At 65.2% G+C, this 23212-nt stretch carries 18 protein-coding genes and 1 pseudogene; 13 read left to right on the top strand and 6 right to left on the bottom strand.

All coding sequences use genetic code 11. The features are described from left to right. Window positions 1-120: 120 nt before the first annotated feature. The 5 genes from H1B27_RS33880 (at window position 121) to H1B27_RS33860 (ending at window position 6108) form a co-directional block, all read left to right on the top strand. Window positions 121-384 carry a hypothetical protein gene (locus H1B27_RS33880; protein ID WP_061882546.1) on the top strand — a complete coding sequence of 88 codons (264 nt, stop codon included), beginning with the start codon at window positions 121-123 and terminating at the stop codon, window positions 382-384. Window positions 385-496: 112 nt separating this feature from the next. Further along, entirely contained in the window at window positions 497-670 is a 174-nt protein-coding gene (locus H1B27_RS33875; protein ID WP_156505427.1) for a hypothetical protein, read from the top strand. A 409-nt stretch (window positions 671-1079) separates the two neighbouring features. Beyond that, window positions 1080-3002 (top strand): carbohydrate porin, encoded by a 1923-nt coding sequence (locus H1B27_RS33870; protein ID WP_246515875.1) that lies wholly within the window; start codon window positions 1080-1082, stop codon window positions 3000-3002. Between the two features lie 39 nt (window positions 3003-3041). Continuing rightward, complete coding sequence (locus tag H1B27_RS33865) at window positions 3042-4775, top strand: ABC transporter permease (protein WP_197969025.1); 1734 nt, start codon at window positions 3042-3044, stop codon at window positions 4773-4775. Window positions 4776-4788: 13 nt separating this feature from the next. Then, entirely contained in the window at window positions 4789-6108 is a 1320-nt protein-coding gene (locus H1B27_RS33860) for an ABC transporter ATP-binding protein (RefSeq protein ID WP_197969024.1), read from the top strand. Between the two features lie 32 nt (window positions 6109-6140). Here the strand turns inward: H1B27_RS33860 and H1B27_RS33855 are convergent, their stop codons facing one another. Both H1B27_RS33855 and H1B27_RS33850 read right to left on the bottom strand, forming a co-directional pair. Then, window positions 6141-6872 carry a sulfite exporter TauE/SafE family protein gene (locus tag H1B27_RS33855; protein WP_197969023.1) on the bottom strand — a complete coding sequence of 244 codons (732 nt, stop codon included), beginning with the start codon at window positions 6870-6872 and terminating at the stop codon, window positions 6141-6143. Between the two features lie 115 nt (window positions 6873-6987). Then, window positions 6988-9063: a methyl-accepting chemotaxis protein gene (locus H1B27_RS33850; RefSeq protein ID WP_197969022.1), complete on the bottom strand. Its 2076-nt coding sequence runs from the start codon at window positions 9061-9063 to the stop codon at window positions 6988-6990. 243 nt (window positions 9064-9306) lie between these two features. Between H1B27_RS33850 and H1B27_RS33845 the strand changes: the two genes are divergently transcribed. Continuing rightward, window positions 9307-10602, top strand: coding sequence for a hemolysin family protein (locus tag H1B27_RS33845; protein ID WP_197969021.1), 1296 nt, complete (start codon window positions 9307-9309; stop codon window positions 10600-10602). 278 nt (window positions 10603-10880) lie between these two features. Here H1B27_RS33845 and H1B27_RS33840 read toward each other — a convergent pair whose 3' ends face one another. Then, window positions 10881-12593 carry an FMN-binding glutamate synthase family protein gene (locus H1B27_RS33840; RefSeq protein ID WP_197969020.1) on the bottom strand — a complete coding sequence of 571 codons (1713 nt, stop codon included), beginning with the start codon at window positions 12591-12593 and terminating at the stop codon, window positions 10881-10883. Between the two features lie 409 nt (window positions 12594-13002). Next, window positions 13003-13776 (bottom strand): ferredoxin--NADP reductase, encoded by a 774-nt coding sequence (locus H1B27_RS33835; protein ID WP_194391116.1) that lies wholly within the window; start codon window positions 13774-13776, stop codon window positions 13003-13005. 385 nt (window positions 13777-14161) lie between these two features. Here H1B27_RS33835 and H1B27_RS33830 point away from each other — a divergent pair, with 385 nt between their 5' ends. The 6 genes from H1B27_RS33830 to H1B27_RS33805 all read left to right on the top strand — a co-directional run bounded on the left by H1B27_RS33830 (window position 14162) and on the right by H1B27_RS33805 (window position 20360). Then, window positions 14162-14980 carry an ATP-grasp domain-containing protein gene (locus H1B27_RS33830; protein WP_197969019.1) on the top strand — a complete coding sequence of 273 codons (819 nt, stop codon included), beginning with the start codon at window positions 14162-14164 and terminating at the stop codon, window positions 14978-14980. A gap of 109 nt (window positions 14981-15089) precedes the next feature. Continuing rightward, a complete protein-coding gene (locus H1B27_RS33825) occupies window positions 15090-16091 on the top strand; it encodes an NADP-dependent oxidoreductase (RefSeq protein ID WP_197969018.1) in 1002 nt (333 codons plus the stop codon). Window positions 16092-16236: 145 nt separating this feature from the next. Then, the gene (locus H1B27_RS33820) at window positions 16237-17091 is read left to right on the top strand and encodes a hypothetical protein (protein ID WP_197969017.1); all 855 of its coding nucleotides are present in this window, start codon (window positions 16237-16239) and stop codon (window positions 17089-17091) included. Between the two features lie 114 nt (window positions 17092-17205). Beyond that, window positions 17206-17421 (top strand): hypothetical protein, encoded by a 216-nt coding sequence (locus H1B27_RS33815; RefSeq protein ID WP_131872512.1) that lies wholly within the window; start codon window positions 17206-17208, stop codon window positions 17419-17421. Between the two features lie 189 nt (window positions 17422-17610). Further along, a complete protein-coding gene (locus tag H1B27_RS33810; protein ID WP_197969016.1) occupies window positions 17611-18750 on the top strand; it encodes an FAD-dependent monooxygenase in 1140 nt (379 codons plus the stop codon). Then, on the top strand, window positions 18747-20360 hold the full coding sequence (locus tag H1B27_RS33805) for a benzoate-CoA ligase family protein (protein ID WP_197969015.1): 1614 nt from the start codon (window positions 18747-18749) through the stop codon (window positions 20358-20360). The genes H1B27_RS33810 and H1B27_RS33805 overlap by 4 nt, the downstream gene beginning before the upstream one ends. Window positions 20361-20782: 422 nt before the next feature. Here the strand turns inward: H1B27_RS33805 and H1B27_RS33800 are convergent, their stop codons facing one another. Together H1B27_RS33800 and H1B27_RS33795 are read right to left on the bottom strand one after the other, a co-directional pair. Continuing rightward, window positions 20783-21295 carry a MarR family winged helix-turn-helix transcriptional regulator gene (locus tag H1B27_RS33800; protein ID WP_197969014.1) on the bottom strand — a complete coding sequence of 171 codons (513 nt, stop codon included), beginning with the start codon at window positions 21293-21295 and terminating at the stop codon, window positions 20783-20785. Further along, window positions 21285-21801 (bottom strand): annotated as a pseudogene (locus H1B27_RS33795) (glutathione S-transferase N-terminal domain-containing protein). Before H1B27_RS33795 ends, H1B27_RS33800 begins: the two are co-directional and overlap by 11 nt. Before the next feature lie 214 nt (window positions 21802-22015). On the opposite strand from H1B27_RS33795, the gene gtdA reads away from it, so the two are divergent. Next, on the top strand, window positions 22016-23056 hold the full coding sequence (gene gtdA / locus H1B27_RS33790; RefSeq protein WP_197969013.1) for a gentisate 1,2-dioxygenase: 1041 nt from the start codon (window positions 22016-22018) through the stop codon (window positions 23054-23056). The last annotated feature ends 156 nt before the right edge of the window (window positions 23057-23212 follow it).

Raw genomic sequence — 23212 nt, 5'->3', positions numbered from 1 at the left:
TCGGGAAAGGTCGAGTCTTCGCGGCCACATCTGCGATCTTCGAACCGGATGCGAAGAGCCTCCGTCCAACTGGGCATGCGGGCCACAACGGACCGCCTCAACCCGGATGGAGTTTCACACATGTCGATCAAGACCAGGATTGCCGCCGCAGCTCTCGCTGCCCTCGCCGTCACCGGCAGCATCGTGTCCACCACCTCTTCTGCCGAAGCCAAGCAGCCCGGCTGGGTCTGGGGTGTCGGCGCCGGCATCGCCACCGCCGCCGTCGTCGGCTCCGCAATCGCCGCCAGCAACGACCCCTATTACCACGGCTATCACCGCTGCGGCTGGGTCGCCCAGTACAACGCCTTCGGCCAGTACGTCGGCCGCGTTCGTACCTGCTACTGATCTGGGTATCTGAGGCCGATCTCTCCTGGCTCCTGCGTCCGACACGGGCGCCTCATCCACCCCGTGTCGTGCCCCCGACCCCGCCCGGCTGTCCCCCCGGGCGGGGTCATCCATGATCGGCGAGAAGCTCTGGCAGCAACGGTTGGGCTCGGCCAGTCCAGCGACCAAGGCCACGAACGGTCCCGGCTCGGAAACGAACACGCCAGCCAAGGACAAGAGCAGTGCGGCCAGCAATGATGACGCGTTGCTCAACAAGAAGATCAAGGGCATCTGCCACGGCTGCTAAGTGCTTCCGCTGGCGGGCAACCGACCGTCGATTTACGCAATTCCGCCGCCTCCCGCGCTCGTCCCTGCCTTGGATCGGTCCCAAGCATCCGCTCGGCTGCCCCGGATTCCAGACGTCCCTGCCATGTAACAGTCCCGTCACAGAGCAATGCCAACTATTCTCAACGACAGCGCACTAGTTGCTATTGCGAATTAATTGCAATAAGGAAGTGGTCACGCGGGATCGAAATCATCTTGCGTGGGAGCAGGCGAGACCTGAGACAAAGCCGTTGCGAATCGGCAGGGATCGTGCGGCGAGTTGGACATTCGCGTTTGGGGGCGTGCGTTTGACGTTGAGGGGTTACCGACACCGGTACTTGCGGACGGCCGCGGCAATTGCCACGGGCGTACTGGCACTGCCGTGTGCAAGCTTGGCAGCCGACCTGCCGCTGAAGGCGCGCGCGGCGAAAACCGTCTATGACTGGACCGGGTTCTATGTGGGCGGTCATTTCGGCTATGGCGACGCCGGCTTCGGACCGGGCACCAACCCGCTGCCCTTGCAGGGCGCGGGCCTGCCGCACAGCGCCACCGGCCTGACCGGCGGCTACCAGCTCGGCTACAACCGCCAGCTTGCGAACCGCGTCGTTCTCGGCGTCGAAGCGGACGCCACGTTCACCAGTCCGCTCGATTTTCCCGCGCACGAGCGCGCACCGGCTCCGTTCAACACCACCATCGACTATGTCGGCACCGTGCGCGGCCGTCTGGGCTATGCCTTCGATCGCTTCATGCCCTTCGTCACCGGCGGTTTCGCCTGGGGTCACACGCATATCAACGTCAACGACGCCGATGGCGTCACCGAGCTTTCTCCGGTCGGCCACTACCAGACCGGATGGACGGCGGGACTTGGCCTCGAATTCGCCGTCAGCGGCAATTGGAGCGCGAAGGCCGAATACGACTACGTCGCATTGTCGCGCCGGACCTACGATCTCGGCACCTTCGGCATGGCCAACGTCGACGTCGATCCGCGCATCCATCTGTTCAAGCTCGGCCTCAACTACAATTTCGGCGACACGCCCTGGATGGCGCCGGTCAACGGCAAGACGAAGCTCCCGGAGTCCGGCGACTGGAACGTCCACGCCCAGACCACCATGCTGCCGCAGGGCTACGGGCCGATCCGCTCGCCCTATGCGAGCCCGCTGAGCCTTCCCGGCCGTGGCCAGTTTCAGGCGACCTGGACGACCACGGCCTTTCTCGGCGCACGGCTGTGGGACGGCGGCGAGTTCTACTTCAATCCCGAACTGGCGCAGGGTTCCGGCCTCAACGGCACGCTCGGTCTCGCCGGCTTCTCCAACGGCGAGGCACAAAAGGCCGGCGCGCCATTCCCGAAGATCCGTGCACAGCGCTACTATTTGAGGCAGACATTTGGCCTCGGCGGCGAGCAGGAGGAAGTGCCCGACGCCCCGAACCAGCTCGCGGGCAAGCGCGACATCGACCGCGTCACTCTGATCGTCGGCCGCTTCGCCGTCGGCGATTTCTTCGACGGCAATGCCTACGCCAAGGATCCGCGCGCCGACTTCATGAACTGGGCGATGTGGTCGTCGGCCGCTTACGACTTCCCCGCCGATCTGCCCGGCTACACCCGTGGCGCCGTGGTCGAGCTCAACCGCAAGGACTGGGCGGTGCGCGCCGGGCTGTTCCAGGTCCCCGATGCGCCCAACAGCGACGTGCTGGTCTTCAAGACCGGCGGCGCCGTCGTCGAGCTCGAAGAGCGCCATTCGATCTTCGACCAACCCGGCAAGTTGCGGGTCGGCACGTTCTACAACAGCGGCAATACCGCCAACTACCGCCAGGTGGTCGCGATCGCCGCTGCCAACCCTGCGCTCGACATCAACGACATCACGATCGCCAACCAGCGCGACCGTTCGAAATACGGCTTCTACGTCAACCTCGAGCAGCAGATCGTCAAGGACGTCGGGCTGTTCGCGCGCGCAAGCTGGAATGACGGCCAGAACCAGATCCTGTCCTTCACCGACATCGACCGCAGCGTATCGGGCGGCCTGTCGATCAAGGGCAGCCATTGGGGGCGGCCGGACGATACGATCGGCATCGGCGGCGCCGTCAACGGACTTTCCGACGCGCATCGCGATTTTCTCGCCGCCGGCGGCACCGGCCTGCTGATCGGCGACGGGCGGCTCAACTACAGTCCGGAACGCATCCTCGAAGCCTACTATGCCTGGAAGCTCAATTCCTGGACGACGATGACGTTCGATTACCAGTTCATCACGAACCCGGCCTATAACGCCGACCGCGGCCCGGTCTCGATCTTCTCGGGCCGCCTGCACGCCGAGTTCTAGCCCAGCACTTCAGCCCAACCTTCCAGAACGGCAGGCCGCATGAGACTCCAGGATTTTCGTGGCGCCGCGATCGGGCAGGCGCTACGTCCCAATGTCTGGGACATCGCCGCGCTGATCCTGGTGGTCGGCGCCCTGGTGCTGATCGTCTATGGCGGCGAGCAGACCACGGCGCCGCTGTCGGAGCTCGAGCTGATGCCGGTATCGCTCGACCCGTCGAACCTGCCGCTTTACGCGCTGCGCACGACGTTGCGGATGCTGCTCGCGATCGTCTGCTCCACCATCTTCACCTTCGTCTATGCGGCGATCGCCGCCAAGAGCCGGCGCGCCGAGATGGTGTTGATCCCGCTGCTCGACATCCTGCAATCGGTGCCGATCCTGGGCTTTCTGACCTTCACCGTCGTGTTCTTCATGAACCTGTTTCCTGGCCAGGTGCTCGGCGCCGAGCTCGCGTCCGTGTTTGCGATCTTCACCAGCCAGGCCTGGAACATGACCTTCAGTATGTACCAGTCGATGCGCAACGTGCCGAAGGATCTCGAGGAGGCCACGCGGAGCTTCCACCTCTCCGGCTGGCAGCGCTTCTGGCGCCTCGACGTGCCCTTCGCGATGCCGGGCCTGATTTGGAACGCGATGATGTCGATGTCGGGCGGCTGGTTCTTCGTGGTGGCCTCGGAGGCGATCACCGTCGGCAACACCACGGTGACGCTGCCGGGTGTCGGCTCTTACGTTGCGCTGGCCATCCAGCAGCAGAACCTGTCCGCAATCCTCTATGCCATCCTGGCCATGCTGCTCGTGATCATCGCCTATGATCAGCTGCTGTTCCGCCCGATCGTCGCCTGGGCGGACAAATTCCGCTTCGAGCAGACCGCCTCCGGCGACGCGCCGACCTCCTGGATGCTCGACCTGTTCCGTCGCACCCGCGCGCTGCGCGCCCTCACGCGCCCCTTCGCCGCGGCGAACAGGATGATTTCGAATTTGCGCATCCCCCTGCCGAGACTGTCTCCTGCGGGAAGCGGCAAGGGCCGCCCGTCTCGCCTCGTCGACGCGCTGTGGATCGTGCTGATCCTCGCCGGCACGGCCTATGCCGCCTGGCTGACCTATCGCTACCTCTCGGCCAGCCTCGGAATGTCCGACGTTCTCGTCGTGATCGGGGACGGGCTCGTCACGTTGTTGCGCGTCGTCGTGCTGATCAGCCTCGCCACGCTGATCTGGGTGCCCGTCGGCGTGTGGATCGGGCTCCGCCCGAAGCTTGCCGAGCGTGTGCAGCCGCTCGCGCAGTTCTTCGCCGCCTTCCCGGCCAACCTCGCCTTTCCGGTCTTCGTCTCCCTCATCGTCCACTACGGGTTGAGCGCCAATGTCTGGCTGAGCCCGCTGATGATCCTGGGCACGCAGTGGTACATCCTGTTCAACGTGATCGCGGGTGCGAGCGCCTTTCCAGGCGATTTGCGCGAGGCCGCGAGCAGCTTCCATCTCGGCGGATGGCGCTGGTGGTTCAAGGTGATCCTGCCCGGCATTTTCCCCTACTACATCACCGGCGCGATCACGGCGTCCGGCGGCTCTTGGAACGCGTCCATCGTCGCGGAGGTCGCCAGCTGGGGCGACACGCATCTGCAGGCCACCGGGCTGGGAGCCTATATCGCCGCGGCGACGGAGGCCGGCGACTTTCCGCGGGTCGTGCTCGGCGTCGCCACGATGTGTATCATGGTGACGCTTTTCAATCGACTGCTCTGGCGGCCACTCTATGCCTACGGCGAGCGCCGCCTTCGTCTCGGCTGATGAGGAGGAATACATGCTTGACCAGCCAAAGCCATCCGCCCTCATCGACATCCGGAACGTCTGCCGGTCGTTTCCGAAGGGCAGCGGCGAGCAGCTGCTGGTGCTCGAACAGGTCGACCTCACCATCCATTCCGGTGAGATCGTCGGCCTGCTCGGCCGCTCCGGATCCGGCAAGTCCACCTTGCTGCGGATCATCGCGGGCCTCGTCACACCCTCCTCGGGCAGCGCGGCATGCCGCGGCGAGACCATCGTCGGTCCGCCGAACGGCGTCGCCATGGTATTCCAGTCGTTCGCGCTGTTTCCCTGGCTGACGGTGCTCCAGAACGTCGAGCTCGGACTGGAGGCACTCGGTGTCGATTCCGCCGTGCGGCGCAAGCGCGCGCTCGCCGCGATCGACCTGATCGGCCTCGACGGCTTCGAATCCGCCTACCCCAAGGAATTGTCGGGCGGCATGCGCCAGCGCGTCGGCTTTGCCCGTGCGCTGGTCGTCCACCCCGATCTCTTGCTGATGGACGAGCCATTCTCCGCACTCGACGTCCTCACCGCCGAGACGCTGCGCACGGACCTGATCGACCTCTGGACCGAGGGCCGGTTGCCGATCAAGTCGGTCCTGATGGTGACGCACAATATCGAGGAAGCGGTTCTGATGTGCGATCGCATCCTGGTGTTCTCGTCCAATCCGGGCCGCGTTGCCGCCGAGATCAAGGTCGACATGCCGCATCCGCGCAACCGGCTCGACCCCTCCTTCCGGCAGCTCGTCGACAACATCTACGCGCGCATGACCCAGCGCGCCGAGCCCAAAATGCCCTCCCATGACGGGATCCCGGGCACCGGCGTCGGCATGACGCTGCACCACGTGTCGTCGAACGTGTTGTCCGGTCTGATCGAGGCCCTGGCGAGCCCACCCTATCACGGACACGCCGATCTGCCCGTGCTCGCAAGCCAGCTCCAGTTCGAGGCCGACGAGATCCTGCATCTCGGCGAGTCCTTGCAGCTGCTGCGCTTCGCCCAGCTCAGCGAGGGCGATTTGATGCTCACCGATGCCGGCCGGCGCTTCGCCTATCTCGAGACCGACGCACGCAAGCGATTGTTCGCGGAGCATCTGGTTTCCTATGTGCCGGTCATCGGATTGATCCGCCGTGTGCTCGACGAACGTCCCTCGCACACCGCACCGGCCGCGCGTTTCCGCAACGAACTCGAGGACTACATGTCCGAGGACTATGCGGACGAGACGCTGAAGACGGTCGTGTCCTGGGGACGCTACGCCGAGCTGTTCGCCTACGACGAGCAGTCCGAGACGTTCAGCCTGGAGAATCCGGGCGAAAGCGCCTGATTTCCGCCTGCCATGATCCGGGTGACCGCGGCTCAGAACAGCAGCGCGACGCCCGAGACGAACAGCAATACGAGCACGATCCGGCGGAACGTGGTCTCGTCGATCCGGCCGAACAGCTTCAGCCCGAGCCACGTCCCGGCAAACAGAAACGGCAGGCCGAGCGCAAAGAGCCTTGCCGTGTCCAGCGTGAGCGCCCCCGTCGTACCCAGCAGCAATGCCGCCATGGCGAACACCGCGACTGCGACCGGCTGGAATGTCGCGCGCTGGATGTCCTTGGGCAGGCCTCGCAGATTGCACCAGATGGTGATGACGATGCCGGCAAGGCCGGTCAGCCCGCCGAGCAGGCCGTTGAGGAAGCCGACCGTCGTCTCCGCGGCCGGCGGCACGACGGTCGCCACGTTGAGCTGCGGTCTGAAGGAGGCATAGAGGCTGTAGGCGATGAGGATCGCGCCAACCGCGATGCGGACGCTCTTCGGGTCGGCCCAGGTCAGGAACGACACGCCGACCGGCACTCCCGCGGCGCCGCCGAGCAAAAAGGGCAGCAGCCTGCGCCAATCGATTGCGGCGCGCAGCTTCCAGACCGAGTAGCCTTGCACCAGAAGACCGAAACCGACGATGAGGCTGGCGCTTTGCAACGGCGTCAGCACATAGAGCCACAGCGACGCTGCGACCAGGCCGAAGGCGAAGCCGGAAAGTCCGGCCACGAATGCGCCGGCAAAAGTGGCCAACAGGAAGATTGGAAGCTCGACAGCGATCCCGTCCATTGCTCGCTCCATACGTCAGCGAGCAGCGCTTGCGTGGGATCACCACTTGACGGGGAGGCTGCGACATCCCCGTGATGCAAGTCTAGGTGAAGCTGCTTCCATTCGCAATGGACCTCTACGCCGCACGGATCGCGTCCAGGAATTTTCCGACCTCGGTCTTGAGACGGCTGCTTTCGCCCGAGAGCGACCTTGCCGACGCGAGCACGTTGGAGGAAGCCGATCCGGTCTGGCTCGCGCCGCGCTGCACGTCGACGATGCTGGCGGAGACCTGCTGGGTGCCGCGCGCGGCCTGCTGCACGTTGCGGGAGATCTCCCGCGTCGCCGCGCCCTGCTCCTCGACCGCCGCGGCGATGGCCGACGCGATCTCGGACATGCGGGAGATGGTGTCGCCGATCGCCTTGATGGCGCCGACGGAATCTTCGGTCGCAGCTTGAATCCCTGCGATCTGCTGGCTGATCTCGCCGGTGGCCTTGGCGGTCTGCTCGGCCAGTGCCTTGACCTCGGAAGCGACGACGGCGAAGCCGCGACCGGCCTCGCCGGCGCGCGCCGCCTCGATGGTGGCATTGAGCGCCAGAAGATTGGTCTGGCCCGCGATCTGGCTGATGAGCTCGACGACGTCGCCGATCCGGCCCGCGGCCCTGGCGAGCTCGCCGACATGGTCGTTGGTGCGTCCGGCCTGCTGCACCGCCTCGCCGGCGATGCGCGCGGAATCCTGGACCTGACGGCTGATCTCGTCGACCGACGAGGCCATCTCCTCGGCCGCCGCTGCAACGGTCTGCACGTTGGTGGAGGCCTGTTCGGAGGCGGCCGCGACGGTCGCGGTGACCGTTTCGGATTGCGCGGCGGTGCTCGTCAGCGTTCCCGCGGACGCTTCCAGCTCCGAGGAGGCCGACGAGACGGTGTTGATCACGTCGCCGATCATGGCTTCGAACTCGCGCGCGATCTGGTCCATGCGCTGGCTGCGTTTGAGCTTCGCTTCCGCTTCGACCGCGGCAGCCTCGTCGGCGGCCTTCTTGGCAAGCAGCGAATCCTTGAAGTGCTGGAGCGAGCCTGCGACCTGGCCGATCTCGTCGTTGCGGCCCGTCGCCGGGATCTCGACCTCGTGCTGCCCGGCGGCGAGGGCGCCGATCACGTCGGCGATCCGGCCGAGCGGCGTCACCACGCGCCTGCGCAGCATCATGGTCACGCCACCCAGCGTGCCGAGCAGGGCCAACACGGCGACGCCGGCGAGCGCGAGCATCGCCAGCGCGCCGTCGCGCGCGGCCGAGGCACGCTCGGCGGCTTCCGCCAGCGCGGCGTCGCGCACGCCGTAGAACATCTGGATGGCCGGCACGATGACCTTCGCCAGCTCGTCCGCGGTGCCACCGTACTTGCCGTCACTCCGGGCCGCAGGAAGCTCCTTGTCCACGGCAACCGCTGCTTGCCCAAAATAGGAGTCCGTTGCCGCCTTGAACGCGGCAGCGATACGGGCGGGCTTTCCGAGCTGGTCGATCCCGGCCTCGATACGCTCGCGGTCGGCCTCCACGCGTCCCTGCATCCGGTCCATCAGCGTCAGTTCAGCAGCGGTGAGCGGGCGGCGCGCGGAGAGCGCCGGGGACAGCGTGGCCGCACGGCTGCCGGCCGACACGCGCAGATCCTGCGCCGTCCGCGCCAGGTTCAACAGCGCCGCAAGCGAGGAATCGGCGTTGATCACCTTCGCCTCGAGCCGGTTCATGACAGGCTCGAGATTGGCGAGGACCTCGGCAACGCCGGGCAGGAAGCCCTTTGTCGCGGCGCTATCGCGCATCGCGAGGGGAACGCTCATCGCACGATCGGCAGCGGCGGTGATGTCTTTCAGACGCCGCGCAGCACGATCGAGATTCTCCGCAATCGCGCCGCCGTCATCCAGCACCATCACGGCCCGCCTTGCCGCCTCGAAGCCCGCCTCGGCCGTTTTCGTAGCCTTCGTGGCAGCGTCGAGCTGCGCCTGGGTCGCGGCGCCCTCCTGGAAGATCGGTCCGATATAGGGTGCGCGAAGGCTGGCGACGTGCTGGCTGGCCATCAGGGTCGCACCAAAGGCATCGACGGTCTTGATCGCGTCGGAGCGGTTCGCGAAGATGCGCGTCTGGGGTATCAGCACCTCGGCGCCAAGGATGACCGCAAATACCGTCACCGTCAGCATCGACAGCGCGAAGAGCTTCCCGATCCGCATCCTGATTTCCCCCAATTGATTTCTGCAATGTCGAAAATCTAGCGGGCGGCCACTAAGGGGGCGTTAAGCAACGATCCGTAGTTCCGCGGAGTGTCAGGTCGTCGCGGAGGCCTCGGGAACACTGCCGGACGCCAGTTCCTTCAGTGCTCGAATGCGCGGAATCGCCAGCATCTCCTCACCGAATACCTATATCGATGGCTTGCGCTGTCATCTGCGCCACACTTGCTTACCTCCGGAAGGTCAATGCTCTCGCTCGAACTCGTCATCGTCGTCATCCTGATCGTCATCAACGGCCTGCTCTCCATGTCCGAGCTGGCCGTGGTCTCGTCGCGTCCGGCGCGGCTGTCGCTGCTCGCGGCCAAGGGCGTGCGCGGCGCCGAGCGGGCGCTGACGCTGGCCGCCGATCCCGGCAAGTTCCTGTCGACGGTGCAGATCGGGATCACGCTGGTCGGTGTGCTCTCCGGCGCGTTCTCGGGCGCGACGCTCGGGCAGCGGCTGACGCAATGGCTGCTCGAGCTCGGCCTCTCCAAGGGCATTGCCGACATCGTCGGCGTCGGCATCGTGGTCACGCTCATCACCTACGCCACCCTCATCGTCGGCGAGCTGGTGCCGAAGCAGGTGGCGCTGCGCGATCCCGAAAGCATCGCGGTCCGCGTCGCGCCGGCGATGCATGTCTTGGCGAAGATATCGCTGCCGCTCGTCTTTCTGCTCGACGTCTCCGGAAGGCTGATCCTCACGCTGCTCGGCCGCGGCGGCAAGGCCGAGGAGAAGGTGTCGGAGGACGAGATCCATCACCTCGTCAGCGAGGCCGAGAGCGCGGGCGTGCTCGAGCCGGGCGAGAAGGAGATGATCGCGGGCGTGATGCGGCTCGGCGATCGTCCTGTCGGCGCCGTCATGACGCCGCGCACGGAGGTCGACGAGATCGACCTGAACGACGATCCCGCCACCATCCAGGAGATCATTGCGGGCAGCCCGCATTCGCGCTTTCCCGTTTCCGACGGCGACCGCGACAAGCCGATCGGCGTGCTCCAGGCCAAGGACCTGCTGGTGGCCTATATGAACGAACGCACGCCGGATCTGCGCGCGCTCGTGCGCGAGGCACCCGGCATCCCGGTGTCGGCCGATGCGCGCGACGTGCTGACCATCCTGAAAGCGGCTCCGGTTCACGTCGGCTTCGTCTACGACGAATACGGTGCCTTCGAAGGCGTGGTGACCGCCACCGACATCCTCGAGTCGATCGTCGGCGCCTTCCATTCCGAGGCGGGGCCGCCGGAACCGGCCTATGTCAGGCGCGCCGACGATTCGCTCCTGATCTCCGGCTGGATGCCGGCCGACGAATTCGGCGAGCTGCTCGGCGTCGAACTGCCGCCGCACCGCTACAACACGGTGGCGGGGCTGGTGCTGCAACAGTTCAACGCGCTCCCCAGCCCCGGCGACGCCTTCGATTTCCGCGGCTGGCACATCGAGGTGGTCGATCTCGACGGGCGGAGGATCGACAAGATCCTGGCGAGCCGGTTGAGTGAGGTCGAGACGGGGTGAATTGAGCAATAGCAAGCTGTCGTCCCGGACAAGCGCGCCTCAAGCGCGCGCCGATCCAGGACCCATAACCACAGGGAGGGGTTTGGCGAAGACCCGCAGTTCGGTACTGCCACCAGCCGCACGCCAGATCACGCGGTATGGATCCCGGATCTGCGCTGGTGCTTGTCCGGGACGACAGCTGAGTTGTGGCTCGAGCGCGCGTCACACAGCGAGCGTCACCCGAACCTCACCCCGATCCGCACCAGCCGCGATCGCGATGAAATTACGCGACCAGAATTCTACAGCGCCGGCTGGAACGTCTCGGCGCGCGCCATGCGCCAGGCGTCGCGGAAGCGCGGGTCTTCCGTACCTTCGAGCAGCTCGCCCGGGCGCAGTGCCGGATAGAGCTGCGCAAAGGATTGCACCTGGGTCGTCGACGTCCGCTGGCTGAAGTGAATCGGGCGCAGCTGCTGCGGATGTTCGAGGCCGGCGGCGGCAATGAGCTCCGTCAGCGAGTGCAGCGTCGCATGATGGTAATTTTGTACGCGGTCGATCTTGAGCGGCACATAGAGCGCGCGCGCCCGCGTCGGGTCCTGCGTCGCAACCCCGGTCGGGCAGCGGTCGGTGTGGCAGCTCAGCGACTGGATGCAGCCGAGCGAGAACATGAATCCGCGCGCCGAATTGCACCAGTCGGCGCCGATCGCCATGGCGCGCGCCATGTCGAACGCGGTCGCGATCTTGCCGGAGGCGCCGATCTTGATGCGATCGCGCGCGTTGATGCCGACCAGCGCATTGTGGACGAAGTTGACGCCCTCGCGCATCGGCATGCCCAGATGATCCATAAACTCCAGCGGTGCGGCGCCGGTGCCGCCCTCATTGCCGTCGACGACGATGAAATCAGGGTAGATGCCGGTCTCGATCATCGCCTTGCAGATCGCCAGAAACTCCCAGGGATGGCCGATGCACAGCTTGAAGCCGGCCGGCTTGCCGCCGGACAGGCGGCGCATCTCGGCGATGAACTGCATCATGCCCACAGGCGTGGAGAAGACGCGGTGCGAGGCCGGCGAGATGCAATCCTCGCCCATGGCGACGCCGCGGATCTTGGAGATCTCCTCAGAGACCTTGGCCGCCGGCAGCACGCCGCCATGGCCGGGCTTGGCGCCCTGGCTGATCTTGAGCTCGACCATCTTGATCTGGTCGTCGCCGGCGACGCGCGCGAACGCCTCGGGATCAAACGTGCCGTCGAGACGACGGCAGCCGAAATAGCCCGAGCCGATCTCCCAGATGATGTCGCCGCCCATCTCGCGGTGATAGGGGCTGACACCGCCCTCGCCGGTGTCGTGCGCGAAGCCGCCCTTCCTGGCGCCGGCATTCAGCGCCCGCACCGCGTTCGGGCTGAGCGCGCCAAAGCTCATCGCCGAAATGTTGAACACCGAAGCCGAATAGGGCTTGGTGCAATCGGGGCCGCCGATGGTGATGCGGAATTTCTCCGTGGCATGCGTCTTCGGCGCGACCGAGTGATGCATCCACTCGTAGCCGTCGCGGTAGACGTCCTCCTGCGTGCCGAAGGGACGCTTGTCGAGCTCCATCTTGGCGCGCTGATAGACCACCGCGCGGGTGTCGCGCGAGAACGGCATGCCGTCCTTCTCGCTCTCGAAGAAATATTGCCGCATCTCGGGCCGGATTTCTTCCAGCAGGAAGCGGATATGCGCGGAGATCGGGTAATTGCGCAGCACCGCGTGGCTCTTCTGCAGGAGATCGCGGACACCGAGCAGCGTCAGCGCGCCGAAGATCAGGATCGGGACCAGCATGATGTCGAAGATCTTGCGATCCGCGAGGCCGATGCCGATCAGGAGAGCGGTGACCACCGCGCAAATCGTCAGCACGATGTAGCGCGGCGAGAAGGGCAGCAGCAGGGTTTCCATGATCCCTTCTTCCGCCAGCGGCAGGCGTTTGGGGGATGAGTGTTCGGGCGATTCCCGCGTCTTGTTGTCGTCGGCCACGATTCCCATCCTCTCGCCAGCAGAAGGCGGTACGATACGCCTGCGCCTGTCATACGGATATGACGTGGCCCTTGTTTCAGGCTAGCGAATTCGGCGGAGACAAATCAATCAGCCTCGATCGCGGGCTGCTGCACCGCAACAGAAGGGTTGGGGGAAGAGACCGCAGGCCGCAAGGCTCCTAGGAGGCCGCGAGCGGGCCAGACTGGATCCACAAGCTCAGCCGTCGTCCCGGGCAAGCGTCAGCGCAGACCCGGGATCCATAACCACGAGATTTTGGGGCTGGGAAAGCTGTCCGCTCCGACTCGTCGCATAATCACGGCCTGTGGTTATGGGTCCCGGATCTACGCGCGCTTAGGCGCGCTTGTCCGGGACGACGAGTTGGGTGTGGCGCGCGATCACGCCACTTCCTCGACAGAGCTTACCGCTCGACGAAGGCCTTCTCGATCACGAAATGGCCAGGCTTGTTGCCGCTTCCCTCGACGAAGTCGCGGCTCTCGAACATCGCCTTGAGCTCTTCGAGCATCGCCGGGCTGCCGCACATCATGATGCGATCGGTCTCGATATCGAGCGGGCCCTGGCCGATGTCGTTGAAGATCTGCTCGGAGCTGATGAGGTCGGTGATGCGGCCGCGGTTCTTGAACGGCTCACGGGTCACGGTCGGATAATAGACGAGCTTGTCCGCGAGCAGCTCGCCGAACAGCTCATCCTCGCGCAAGGTCGCGACGAGCTTCTCGCCATAGGCGAGCTCGGAGACCTGGCGGCAGCCGTGCACCAGGACGATCGACTCGAACTGGTCGTAGACCTCGGGATCCTTGATCAGGCTCGCGAAGGGCGCGAGGCCCGTGCCGGTCGAGAGCAGCATCAGCCGCTTGCCGGGAAGCAAATTGTCGGTGATCAGAGTGCCGGTCGCCTTGCGGCCGACCAGGATGGTGTCGCCTTCCTTGATCTTCTGGAGGCGCGAGGTGAGCGGGCCGTCCTGAACCTTGATCGAGAAGAACTCGAGTTCTTCCTCGTGGTTGGCGCTCGCCATGCTGTAGGCGCGCAGCAGCGGACGGCCGTCGACCTCGAGGCCGATCATGGCGAACTGGCCGTTCTGGAAGCGGAAGCCGGTATCGCGGGTGGCGCGGAAGCTGAACAGCGTGTCGGTCCAGTGGTGGACGGAAAGAACCTTCTCTCGGTAAAACGCGCTCATGATTTTCGATATTCCGAATAACTGCGGTTTTAGGGCAAAAGCACTGCCCGGCCCCTGACGCTGGGCGGGCACCATCTGCCATGGCGGAGGATTTCGCGTGTGTGATCTACGCCATTGAGACCAATAATCAACCTCGTTTCGGATGCAATTGATGCCGGTCAAACCGGCATTTGCAGCAGAACTGGTCAGATCATCAATGAATCTGCTGCCGGCGGCGGGAGGCAGGCAATTTCTTTTCCCTGTGGGGCTCGATGGCAGCACTTAATTTCCGTCGCGCTCGCGAGAATTTCATTAAGAATAGCTCTGATTTTTACCCCGGTGTGGCGCCGATTCCCGCATTTTTGCGGCTTTTGGCGCAGGGGCGACTGAAGAGCGACGGGAGCAGATGGCAGACGGCGAGCGGATCTTCGTCCAGGCGATCAGGCGCTATTGCGCCCAGCACGGGATCACGGTCGATGTCCGCCCCGGCGGCTGGCTGATCGCGATGCGCCGGGACGACAGGCGCCACCTCGCCTTCGGCTATGACATCGGCCTCAACAGCGCCATCGCCCACCGCCTCGCCAACGACAAATCGGCCACCGCCGAGGCGCTGGAGATGGCCGGTGTGCCATGCGTTCCCCATCGGCTATTCCTCAACCCGAGGCTCGGCAGGAATGTCGTTGGCCCCACCTGGCGCGATGCCATGCTCGAACTGCTTCGCGACCATCCGCAAGGCGTGGTGGTGAAGCCGAACGAGGGAACGTCGGGACGGTCGGTGTTCAAGGTGTCGACCGAGGCGGAACTCGATCACGCGGTTGACGACGTTTTCTCGATGAGCGCCGGACTTGCGATCTCGCCCTATCTGGCGATCGAGGACGAGGTCCGTGTCGTGCAACTCGGCGATCTGCCCCTCGTCGTCTACAGCAAGCAGCGTGGCTCGGATTGGCGGCACAATCTCGATGCCACCGCAAAACCCGTGCTGCTGGAGGACGGCGAGGTTCGAACGGCTTGCGTGAAGCTCGCGGCCGATGCCGCGAGCGCCATCGGCATCGTCTTCGCGTCGATCGACGTGGTGCGTGTCGACGGCGAATGGAAAGTGCTCGAGATCAATTCCGGCGTGATGATGGAAGCGCTGGGCAAGCTGCATCCGGAATTGGTGCAGGCAACATATGACGCGGCGCTGGACCGGGTGTTCGGGGAAGATGAGCGGATGTTCCAGTTGTGAAATGGAACGCAGCGCTCTAGCCTTGAGCCGCGCACAGCAAATGCGGCCTGCAGGTCTTGTTCGCGGCGGCTGCATTAATGGTCGTCAAGGAATCAAAGAGGGGAACGCCATGAACGGCAACGTTAATCGCCAGATTCTGCTGGTGGAGAAGCCCAGCGGCAAGCTCGGCCCCGAGCATTTCAAGATGGTCGAGGGCACAATGCCGGAGCCGAAGGACGGCGAGGCGTTGCTGCGCGTGCGCTACATCTCGCTCGATGCCGCCAACCGCGCCTGGATGCACGGCGCGACCTATCGTTCCGCGGTCGAGGCCAACAGCGTGATGGCCGGCGGTTCCATCGCCGAGGTCGTCAGCTCGAAGGCGCCGGATCTTGCGCCTGGCGACATCGTGTTTGGCGACACCGGCTGGCAGGAATTTGCCGCGGTGCCGGCCAAGCATCTCACCAAGATGCCCAAGCTCGAGCCGATGACGCACCTGCTCAGCGTGTTCGGCATCGCGGGCCTCACCGCCTATTTCGGCCTGCTGGAGATCGGCAAGCCCAGGGAAGGCGAGACGGTCGTGGTCTCCGCCGCTGCGGGCTCGGTCGGCTCGATCGTCGGACAGATCGCGAAGATCAAGGGATGCCGCGTCATCGGCATCGCCGGCGGCGCGGACAAGTGCAGATGGCTGACCTCCGAGCTCGGCTTCGATGCCGCGGTGGACTACAAGGACGGCGCGGTGTTCAAGGCGCTGCGCGCAGCGGCGCCGAAGGGCATCGACGTCTATTTCGACAATGTCGGCGGCGACATCCTCGAAGCCTGCCTGCCACAGATGAACAATTACGGCCGCATCGCCTGCTGCGGCGCGATCTCGCAGTATGACGGCGCTCCTGCCGCGCACGGCCCGCGCGGCGTGCCCGGGCTGATCGTGGTGAAGCGGCTCGTCATGCAGGGCTTCATCGTGATGGACTACATGAAGGAGAGCCAGCGTGCGCTCGCCGACCTCCAGAGGTGGGTCAAGTCCGGCAAGCTGAGCGTGCAGGAGGACATCATCGACGGCTTCGAGAACACACCGAAGGCGCTGATCGGGCTGCTCGCGGGCGAGAACCGCGGCAAGCGCATGGTCAGGCTCTGAGACGCGGTCGGCGCTGGCACAATTGACTTGCGGGTGAGGTCAAAGCGGCGAATGATGCTGCCTTGCGAGGCGTTACTCGCGACGATTGCGATTACATTACATTTCAAGAATCCTCGGCTCACCCGACGGGCAGGAAATCATTCAGATGTTCAACACGTTGAAGCATGCATCGCGGCGCAAGGCGCTGCTGGCGGCGGCACTCCTTGCAGCCGCGACATCGGCAGCCGCGCAAGCGCCGACCGAGGCCCAGAAGAGCGCCATTCGCTCCGCTTGCCGCTCGGATTTCATCGCGCACTGCGCGAGCGTGACGCCCGGCGGCACGGAAGCGTTTCAATGCCTGGCGAAAAACATGTCCAGCCTGTCATCGGGATGCCAGACCGCGGTTCGCGCCGTCGAGCCCGCTGCGGCTCCGAAGACCGAAGCCGCGCCCGCCGCGCCGAAGACCGAGGCTGCGCCCAAGGAAGCCGCTCCCAAGGTGGAAACGGCGCCGCCTGCTGCGTCCAAGGCTGAGCCCGCGCCCGCAGCGCAGCCCGCCGCTGCACCGACGCCGAAGGCCGCTGCCGCCAAGCAGCCCAGCAGCGCGCAGGTTGCGGCCGTCAAGAGCGCGTGCCGCGCCGACTATTCCAAGGTCTGCGCCAGCGTGACGCCGGGCGGCGCGGCGGCGCTCGAATGCCTGGAGAAGAACAAGGCCAAGGTCTCGCCGGCCTGCGAGAAGGCCGTGAGCGCCGCAGCCGGCGGCGGCGCAGCAGCAACGACAGCGCCTGCGGGCACAACGCCGGCTGCAGCGGCGGCAACGGCCGCGCCAGCCGTCATCGTCTTGCGCCCCTTGCTGCCGCGAGAGGAGCTGTTCATCGTGAGGTCCGCCTGCGGCGCCGACATCCGCACGCTCTGCGCCGGTGTCGCGCCCGGCGGCGGCCGCATCATACAATGCATTTCCAACAGGGCCGCCTCGCTGTCGCCCGCGTGCAAGGACGTGCTCGCCCCGTTCGCGGCACGATGAGGCGGCGCGCCGCGCGGCGATGATGGTCGGCGTGCGAAAATGAGCTGCTGCACGCCCGCAACGACAAGCCTTTTGCAAGCACCATTTCGATAACGACAAGATCGGGAGGACAACATGCGTTCATTGCTGCTCGTTGGTTCTGCTCTCTTCGCCTTCGCCGCGACCATGACGTTCGAGGCCACCGATGCCAATGCGGTGGTATGCGCCCGCGGCGTGTATCGCGCCGGCTGCGCCGGTCCGAACGCGGCCGTCGTGGTCCGCAAGCCCGTGCCCGCGGTCCGTTGCACCAGGGTGCTGGTGAACGGGGTCTATGTGAAGCGCTGCGTCTGACGCCCCCGGTGGCCAATTCGCCCCGGTTTGGCTATGGTTCGCACCTGAGGTTTCGGACACCGGCGAAACGGGTGTTCGAAGGCGAGCTTTCGCGTGCCGGCCTTGCCGATAATTCCGCTGGCGCCGAGCGCCGGAGCACATTAGTCTATCCCTAGATAGTAAGTATACTGTCAATCAGGGAGGCAGACGTTGCGGATCGCCGTGATTGGCGGGGGGCCCGGTGGGCTCTACTTCGCCTATCTTTGGAACAAGCGTCATCCCGAGGATCAGGTCGACCTGTTCGAACAGAACCCGGCCGACGCGACCTGGGGCTTTGGCGTCGTGTTCTCCGACCAGGCGCTGGAATTCCTGCGAGCCGACGACCCCGAGACGGTCGATGCGATCGCCCCGCATATGGAGAGCTGGGAGAACATCACGCTGAACCTGCACGGCGACAGCGTCGCCATCGACGGGGTCGGCTTCTCCTCGATCGGGCGCCTCGAGCTGCTCAGGTTCCTGCAGCAGCGTGCGCTCGATGTCGGCGCCACGCCGCGCTTCGACACGCCGATCCAGGGCATCGACCAGCTCAACGGCCACGATCTGATCGTCGCCGCTGATGGCCTGAACTCGCTGGTCCGCCGCGCCTTCGAAGGCGATTTCGGGACGTCGCTGTCCTACTCCTCCAACAAGTTCGTCTGGTACGGCACCTCGAAACGCTTCGACACGCTGTCGCAGACCTTCGTGAAGACCGACCGCGGTGCCTTCAACGCCCATCACTACCGCTATTCGCCGGGCATGAGCACGTTCCTGGTCGAATGCGATCACGCAACCTGGCAGGCCTATGGCTTCGCCTACAAGGACGTCGAGCAGTCCAAGGGTGTCTGCGAGGAGGTCTTCGCCGACACGCTTGGCGGCCACTGCCTCGTCTCCAACAAATCGGTCTGGCGCAACTTTCCCTGGGTCTGGAACGAGCACTGGTCGTTCAAGAACATGGTGCTGCTCGGCGACGCCCTGCATTCGGCACATTTCTCGATCGGCTCGGGCACGCGGCTCGCGATCGAGGACGCGATCGCGCTGGTCAAGGCGCTGGAGTCGGATGCGCATCTTGCGACCGCGCTGCATCGCTATCAGGCCGTTCGCAAGCCCATCGTGCAGAAGCTCGTCGATGCCGCGCGCACGAGCGCGTTCTGGTACGAGCACTTCGCCGAACACATGAAGCTTCCCCTGATGGACTTCGCCTACAGCTACATCACCCGCTCCGGCCGCATCGACGATTCGCGGCTGCGCGCGATGTCGCCGGCCTTCATGGCCCGCTACGAGGCGGCCAAGAACGGCGGGGATGCGGCATGAGCGACGAGATCCGCGACCAGGTGCCCGCGGACAGCCCGGGCGCACGCGAAATCGGCTTTGCCGTTCCTGAAATCTACAATGCCAGCCGCGTGCTGTTCGACAATCTCGGCAAGGGCCGCGGCGACAAGATCGCGCTCATGGGCCCGGCAGGCACGCGGACCTATGCCGAGCTGTGCGGCGAAGCCTGCCGCTGGGGCAACGGTCTTGCCTCGCTTGGCCTGAAGCGCGGCGATCGCGTGCTCCTGTTCCTCGACGACACGCCGGCCTACCCGGCCGCCTTCTTCGGCGCGGTGCGGGCCGGCTTCGTGCCGCTCCTGATCAACACGTTGACGCCGCCGGACCTCCTGCAATTCTATCTGGCCGATTCCGGCGCGGCTGTCGCGGTCGCGGATGCCGAGTTCGCGGCGCGCTTCAACGCGGAGGCGTGCAAGGATACGACGCTCCATACGCTGATCGTCGTCAATGGGGCAGCGGGCGAGCATGCCGCGCCTGCGGCGCTGGCGGCAGCGGACTGGCTCGCGCAATTCCCGGCTGATCTCGCCGAAGCCGACACGCATCGCAACGAGATGGCGTTCTGGATGTACTCCTCCGGCTCGACCGGCAGGCCCAAGGGCATCGTGCATCTGCAGCACGACATGGCCTATAGCGATGCCGCCTTTGCGCAGAACGTGCTGAAGCTGACGCCTGACGACATCTGCTTCTCGGTGCCGAAGATCTTCTTTGCCTACGGCTTCGGCAACTCCGTCACCTTCCCGTTCTCGGCCGGCGCCGCGACGCTGCTGTTGCCGGGCCAACCCAAGCCTGCGTCGATCTTCGCGGCGATCGCGCGATACAAGCCGACGCTCTTCTTCGGCCTGCCGACGCTTTATACATCGCTGACCAAGGCCGACGGCGCGGACAGGACGGACTTCTCGTCGCTGCGCATGGCGCTCTCCGCCGCCGAGGTGCTCTCGGCGGAGGTCTTCAACGGCTGGAAGACGCTCACGGGGCTCGAAATCGTCGAAGGCCTCGGCTCGACCGAGGTGCTGCACATCTATCTCTCCAACAGGCCCGAGCAGAAGAAGCTCGGCGCCGCCGGCCTGCGCGTGCCCGGCTACGAGGTTGCCCTGCGCGACAAGGACGGGAACGAGGTCGGCGACGGCGAGGAAGGCATCCTGTGGGTGCGCGGCGATTCCAACACGCCGCTGTACTGGAACCGGCCGGACAAGTCCGCGGAAACGATTCGCGAGGGCGGCTGGATCTACACCGGCGACCGCTTCATCCGCGATGCCGACGGCTTCCACTTCTTCCGCGGCCGCGCCGACGATCTCATCAAGATCTCAGGCCAGTGGGTCTATCCGCTCGAAGTCGAGCTGTGTCTGGCCGACCACCCCGACATTCGCGAATGCGCGGTGTTCGCTGCCGAACTGCCGGACCGGCGCATGACGCTGAAGGCAGTCGTGGTGATGAACAACCGCGCCGTCGACCAGGGTGAGGCGACGCGCAGGCTGCAGGACTATGTGAAGGGCAAGCTCTTGCCCTACAAATATCCGCGCGAGGTGATCTTCATCGACGAGTTGCCGAAGACGGGCACGGGCAAGATCGACCGGCAGGCATTGCTGCGGATCTGAGGCGAGGATGCTGCCCACATTCGGTGTCGTCCCGGACAAGCGCGCCTTAAGCGCGCGCCGATCCGGGACCCATAGCCACAGGCGAACGTGGTTACGGGGACGCGGAGTTATCTGCTCGCGCCCAACTCCTTCCTGTGGTAATGGGTCCCGGATCTGCGCTCCGCTTGTCCGGGACGACGGCGATGAATGAGGCGCGAGCGGAGAGCTGCTTCCCTACAAATATCCGCGCGAGGTGATCTTCATCGACGAGCCGCCGAAGACGGGCACGGGCAAGATCGAGCGGCAGGCATTGCTGCGGATGTGAGGCGACGGCGCCGCCACACATTCGCTGTCGTCCCGGACAAGCGCGCCTTAAGCGCGCGCCGATCCGGGACGACGGCGATGAATGAGGCGCGAGCGGAGACCCGCTCACTCACATCCCCTCAGCCGCTCTTCCCCAGATGCTCCAGTGCATCCTCCGCCCGCAGCGGCACGCGCGAGGCCTCGTTGTTGAGATCGACGAGCTGCACCAACAGCCCCATCAGCGCCTTGCGGTCGGCGGGCTTCAGCGGCTCCAGCATCCGCGCCTGGGCGCGTTCGACGGCGGGGATGATGTCGCGCAGGATCGCGCCGCCCGATTTTGTCAGGTGGAGCAACTTGATCCGCCTGTCTTCCGGCGCCGGCTTGCGCTCGATATAGCCCTTGGCTTGAAGCCGCTCGATCACGCTGCCGAGCGTAGAGCGGTCGAAGGCGATCACCGCCGACAGCCGCGTCGCGTCGATGCCGGGATGGGTATGGATCGCGACCAAAGCGGCATATTGCACCGGGGTGAGATCGAACGCCTTGCACTCCTCCATGAAGATCGAGACCGCGATCTGCTGCATGCGCCGGAACAGATAGCCCGGCGCGGCATAGACCGCGTCCATGGTGATCGGAGCGGCAGGCTTACTCGGCATCGGGCTGCTTCTCCGGTGCGGCGTCGGCGAAGGCGGGCAGCGCCTTGGCGGCAGCCTCGGCTTCGAGCAGGCGCGGATAGGCGGGGACGTCGACGCCGAAGCGGCGCGCATTGGTAAGCTGCGGTACGAGGCAGAGATCGGCCAGCGTCGGCGCATTTCCGAAGCAGAACGGCCCCTTCTCGTCTCGGATCAGGGTCTCGCAGGCTGACAGGCCCTCGCGATTGACCCAGGCTGGCGCGGCGAAGCGGATCCTTCGGCAGCAGCGGCGGATTGGGGTGGGTCTCGTCGAGCCATTCGATGATGGCGACCGATTGGGTCAGCACCGTACCCGCATCATCCTCCAGCGCCGGCACCAGGCCCTGCGGGTTGATGGCCAGATAAGCGGGCGCGCATTGTTCGCCCTTGCGAAGATGATGCGGCAGATGCTCGGCGCCGAGCCCCTTGAGGTTCAGCGCGATCCGCACCCGATAGGCGGCGCTGGAGCGGAAATAGCCGTGCAGCTTCATTGGGCCTCCCTGTTATTTCTGTCATTCCGGGGCTCGCGCAGCGAGAGCCCGGAATCCATACTCCCGATCGTGGTTATGGATTCCGGGCTCTCCGGGCCGCGCGTTTGCGCGGTCCCGTCGCCCCGGAATGACGACCTTGTATGTCATCCGTCACGTTGACGCTAGCCAGATCGTCAGTATACTGTCAATCAACAAACGATCGGGAGCAGCAACCATGGAAGCCGTGACCAAGACGCCGGAACGCGAGGCGTTCTACAAGAAGATCGACGGCGAGAATCTCACCGCGCTGTGGACGGTGATGAGCGACCTGATCACGCCGGAGCCGAAGAGCGCCTGCCGGCCGCACCTTTGGAAGTTCGACGTCATCCGCGATTACATGACGGAGGCCGGCAAGCTCATCACCGCCAAGGAAGCCGAGCGGCGCGTGCTGGTGCTGGAGAACCCGGGGTTGCGCGGCCAATCCAAGATCACGACCTCGCTCTACGCGGGGGTGCAGATGGTGGTGCCCGGCGACGTCGCCCCTGCGCACCGGCACAGCCAGTCCGCGCTGCGCTTCGTGCTCGAAGGCAAGGGCGCCCACACCGCCGTCGATGGCGAACGCACCGCGATGGAGCCCGGCGATTTCATCATCACGCCGTCCATGACCTGGCACGATCATTCCAACGAGACCGACCAGCCGATGTTCTGGCTCGACGGCCTCGATATCCCCTTGGTGCAGTTCTTCGACTGCTCCTTCGCGGAAGGATCGAAGGAAGACCAGCAGAAGATCACGAAACCTGCCGGCGACAGCTTTGCGCGCTACGGCCACAACCTCTTGCCGGTCGATTTGAAGCGGAGCTCGAAGACCTCGCCGATCTTCAGCTATCCCTATGCCTACACCCGCGAGGCGCTGGAGAAGGCCCGCGCGAGCCAGGAGTGGGACGCCTGTCACGGGCTCAAGCTGAAGTTCAGCAACCCCGAGACCGGCGATTTCGCCATGCCGACCATCGGCACCTTCATTCAGCTGTTGCCCAGGGGATTCAAGACCGCGCGCTATCGCGCGACCGACGCGACGGTGTTCTGCCCGATCGAAGGCAAGGGCTGCAGCCGGATCGGCGATGCCGTTTTCGAGTGGGGCCCGCGCGATCTGTTCGTGGTGCCGAGCTGGCACTGGGTGACGCACGAGGCCGACGACGACGCCGTGCTGTTCAGCTTCTCGGACCGGCCCGTGCAGCAGAAGCTGGATTTGTTCAGGGAAGATCGCGGGAACGCGTGAGGCGGGTATTGAGCAATACCCGGTGTCGTCCCGGACAAGCGCGCCCTAAGCGCGCGCCGATCCGGGATCCATAGCCATAGGGAGTAATGAGGGCGCCAAGCGAATAACTCCGAGTCCCCTTAATCACGATTGCCTGTGGTTATGGGTCCCGGGTCT

The organism is Bradyrhizobium diversitatis (genome assembly GCF_016031635.1).
GTDB lineage: Bacteria > Pseudomonadota > Alphaproteobacteria > Rhizobiales > Xanthobacteraceae > Bradyrhizobium > Bradyrhizobium diversitatis.
The sequence above is the reverse complement of the archived record's forward strand: the minus strand, read 5'-3'. Positions and strand labels throughout refer to the sequence as shown.

Bases quoted from the DNA above. Each gene is read 5' to 3' on its own strand.
- H1B27_RS33835 (WP_194391116.1), bottom strand. From the start codon at position 13,776: ATGAGCGCGTTTTACCGAGAGAAGGTTCTTTCCGTCCACCACTGGACC.
- H1B27_RS33880 (WP_061882546.1), top strand. From the start codon at position 121: ATGTCGATCAAGACCAGGATTGCCGCCGCAGCTCTCGCTGCCCTCGCC.
- H1B27_RS33805 (WP_197969015.1), top strand. From the start codon at position 18,747: ATGAGCGACGAGATCCGCGACCAGGTGCCCGCGGACAGCCCGGGCGCA.
- H1B27_RS33850 (WP_197969022.1), bottom strand. From the start codon at position 9,063: ATGCGGATCGGGAAGCTCTTCGCGCTGTCGATGCTGACGGTGACGGTA.
- H1B27_RS33830 (WP_197969019.1), top strand. From the start codon at position 14,162: ATGGCAGACGGCGAGCGGATCTTCGTCCAGGCGATCAGGCGCTATTGC.
- H1B27_RS33815 (WP_131872512.1), top strand. From the start codon at position 17,206: ATGCGTTCATTGCTGCTCGTTGGTTCTGCTCTCTTCGCCTTCGCCGCG.
- H1B27_RS33855 (WP_197969023.1), bottom strand. From the start codon at position 6,872: ATGGACGGGATCGCTGTCGAGCTTCCAATCTTCCTGTTGGCCACTTTT.
- H1B27_RS33860 (WP_197969024.1), top strand. From the start codon at position 4,789: ATGCTTGACCAGCCAAAGCCATCCGCCCTCATCGACATCCGGAACGTC.
- H1B27_RS33825 (WP_197969018.1), top strand. From the start codon at position 15,090: ATGAACGGCAACGTTAATCGCCAGATTCTGCTGGTGGAGAAGCCCAGC.
- H1B27_RS33875 (WP_156505427.1), top strand. From the start codon at position 497: ATGATCGGCGAGAAGCTCTGGCAGCAACGGTTGGGCTCGGCCAGTCCA.
- gtdA (WP_197969013.1), top strand. From the start codon at position 22,016: ATGGAAGCCGTGACCAAGACGCCGGAACGCGAGGCGTTCTACAAGAAG.
- H1B27_RS33865 (WP_197969025.1), top strand. From the start codon at position 3,042: ATGAGACTCCAGGATTTTCGTGGCGCCGCGATCGGGCAGGCGCTACGT.
- H1B27_RS33820 (WP_197969017.1), top strand. From the start codon at position 16,237: ATGTTCAACACGTTGAAGCATGCATCGCGGCGCAAGGCGCTGCTGGCG.
- H1B27_RS33800 (WP_197969014.1), bottom strand. From the start codon at position 21,295: ATGCCGAGTAAGCCTGCCGCTCCGATCACCATGGACGCGGTCTATGCC.
- H1B27_RS33840 (WP_197969020.1), bottom strand. From the start codon at position 12,593: ATGGGAATCGTGGCCGACGACAACAAGACGCGGGAATCGCCCGAACAC.
- H1B27_RS33845 (WP_197969021.1), top strand. From the start codon at position 9,307: ATGCTCTCGCTCGAACTCGTCATCGTCGTCATCCTGATCGTCATCAAC.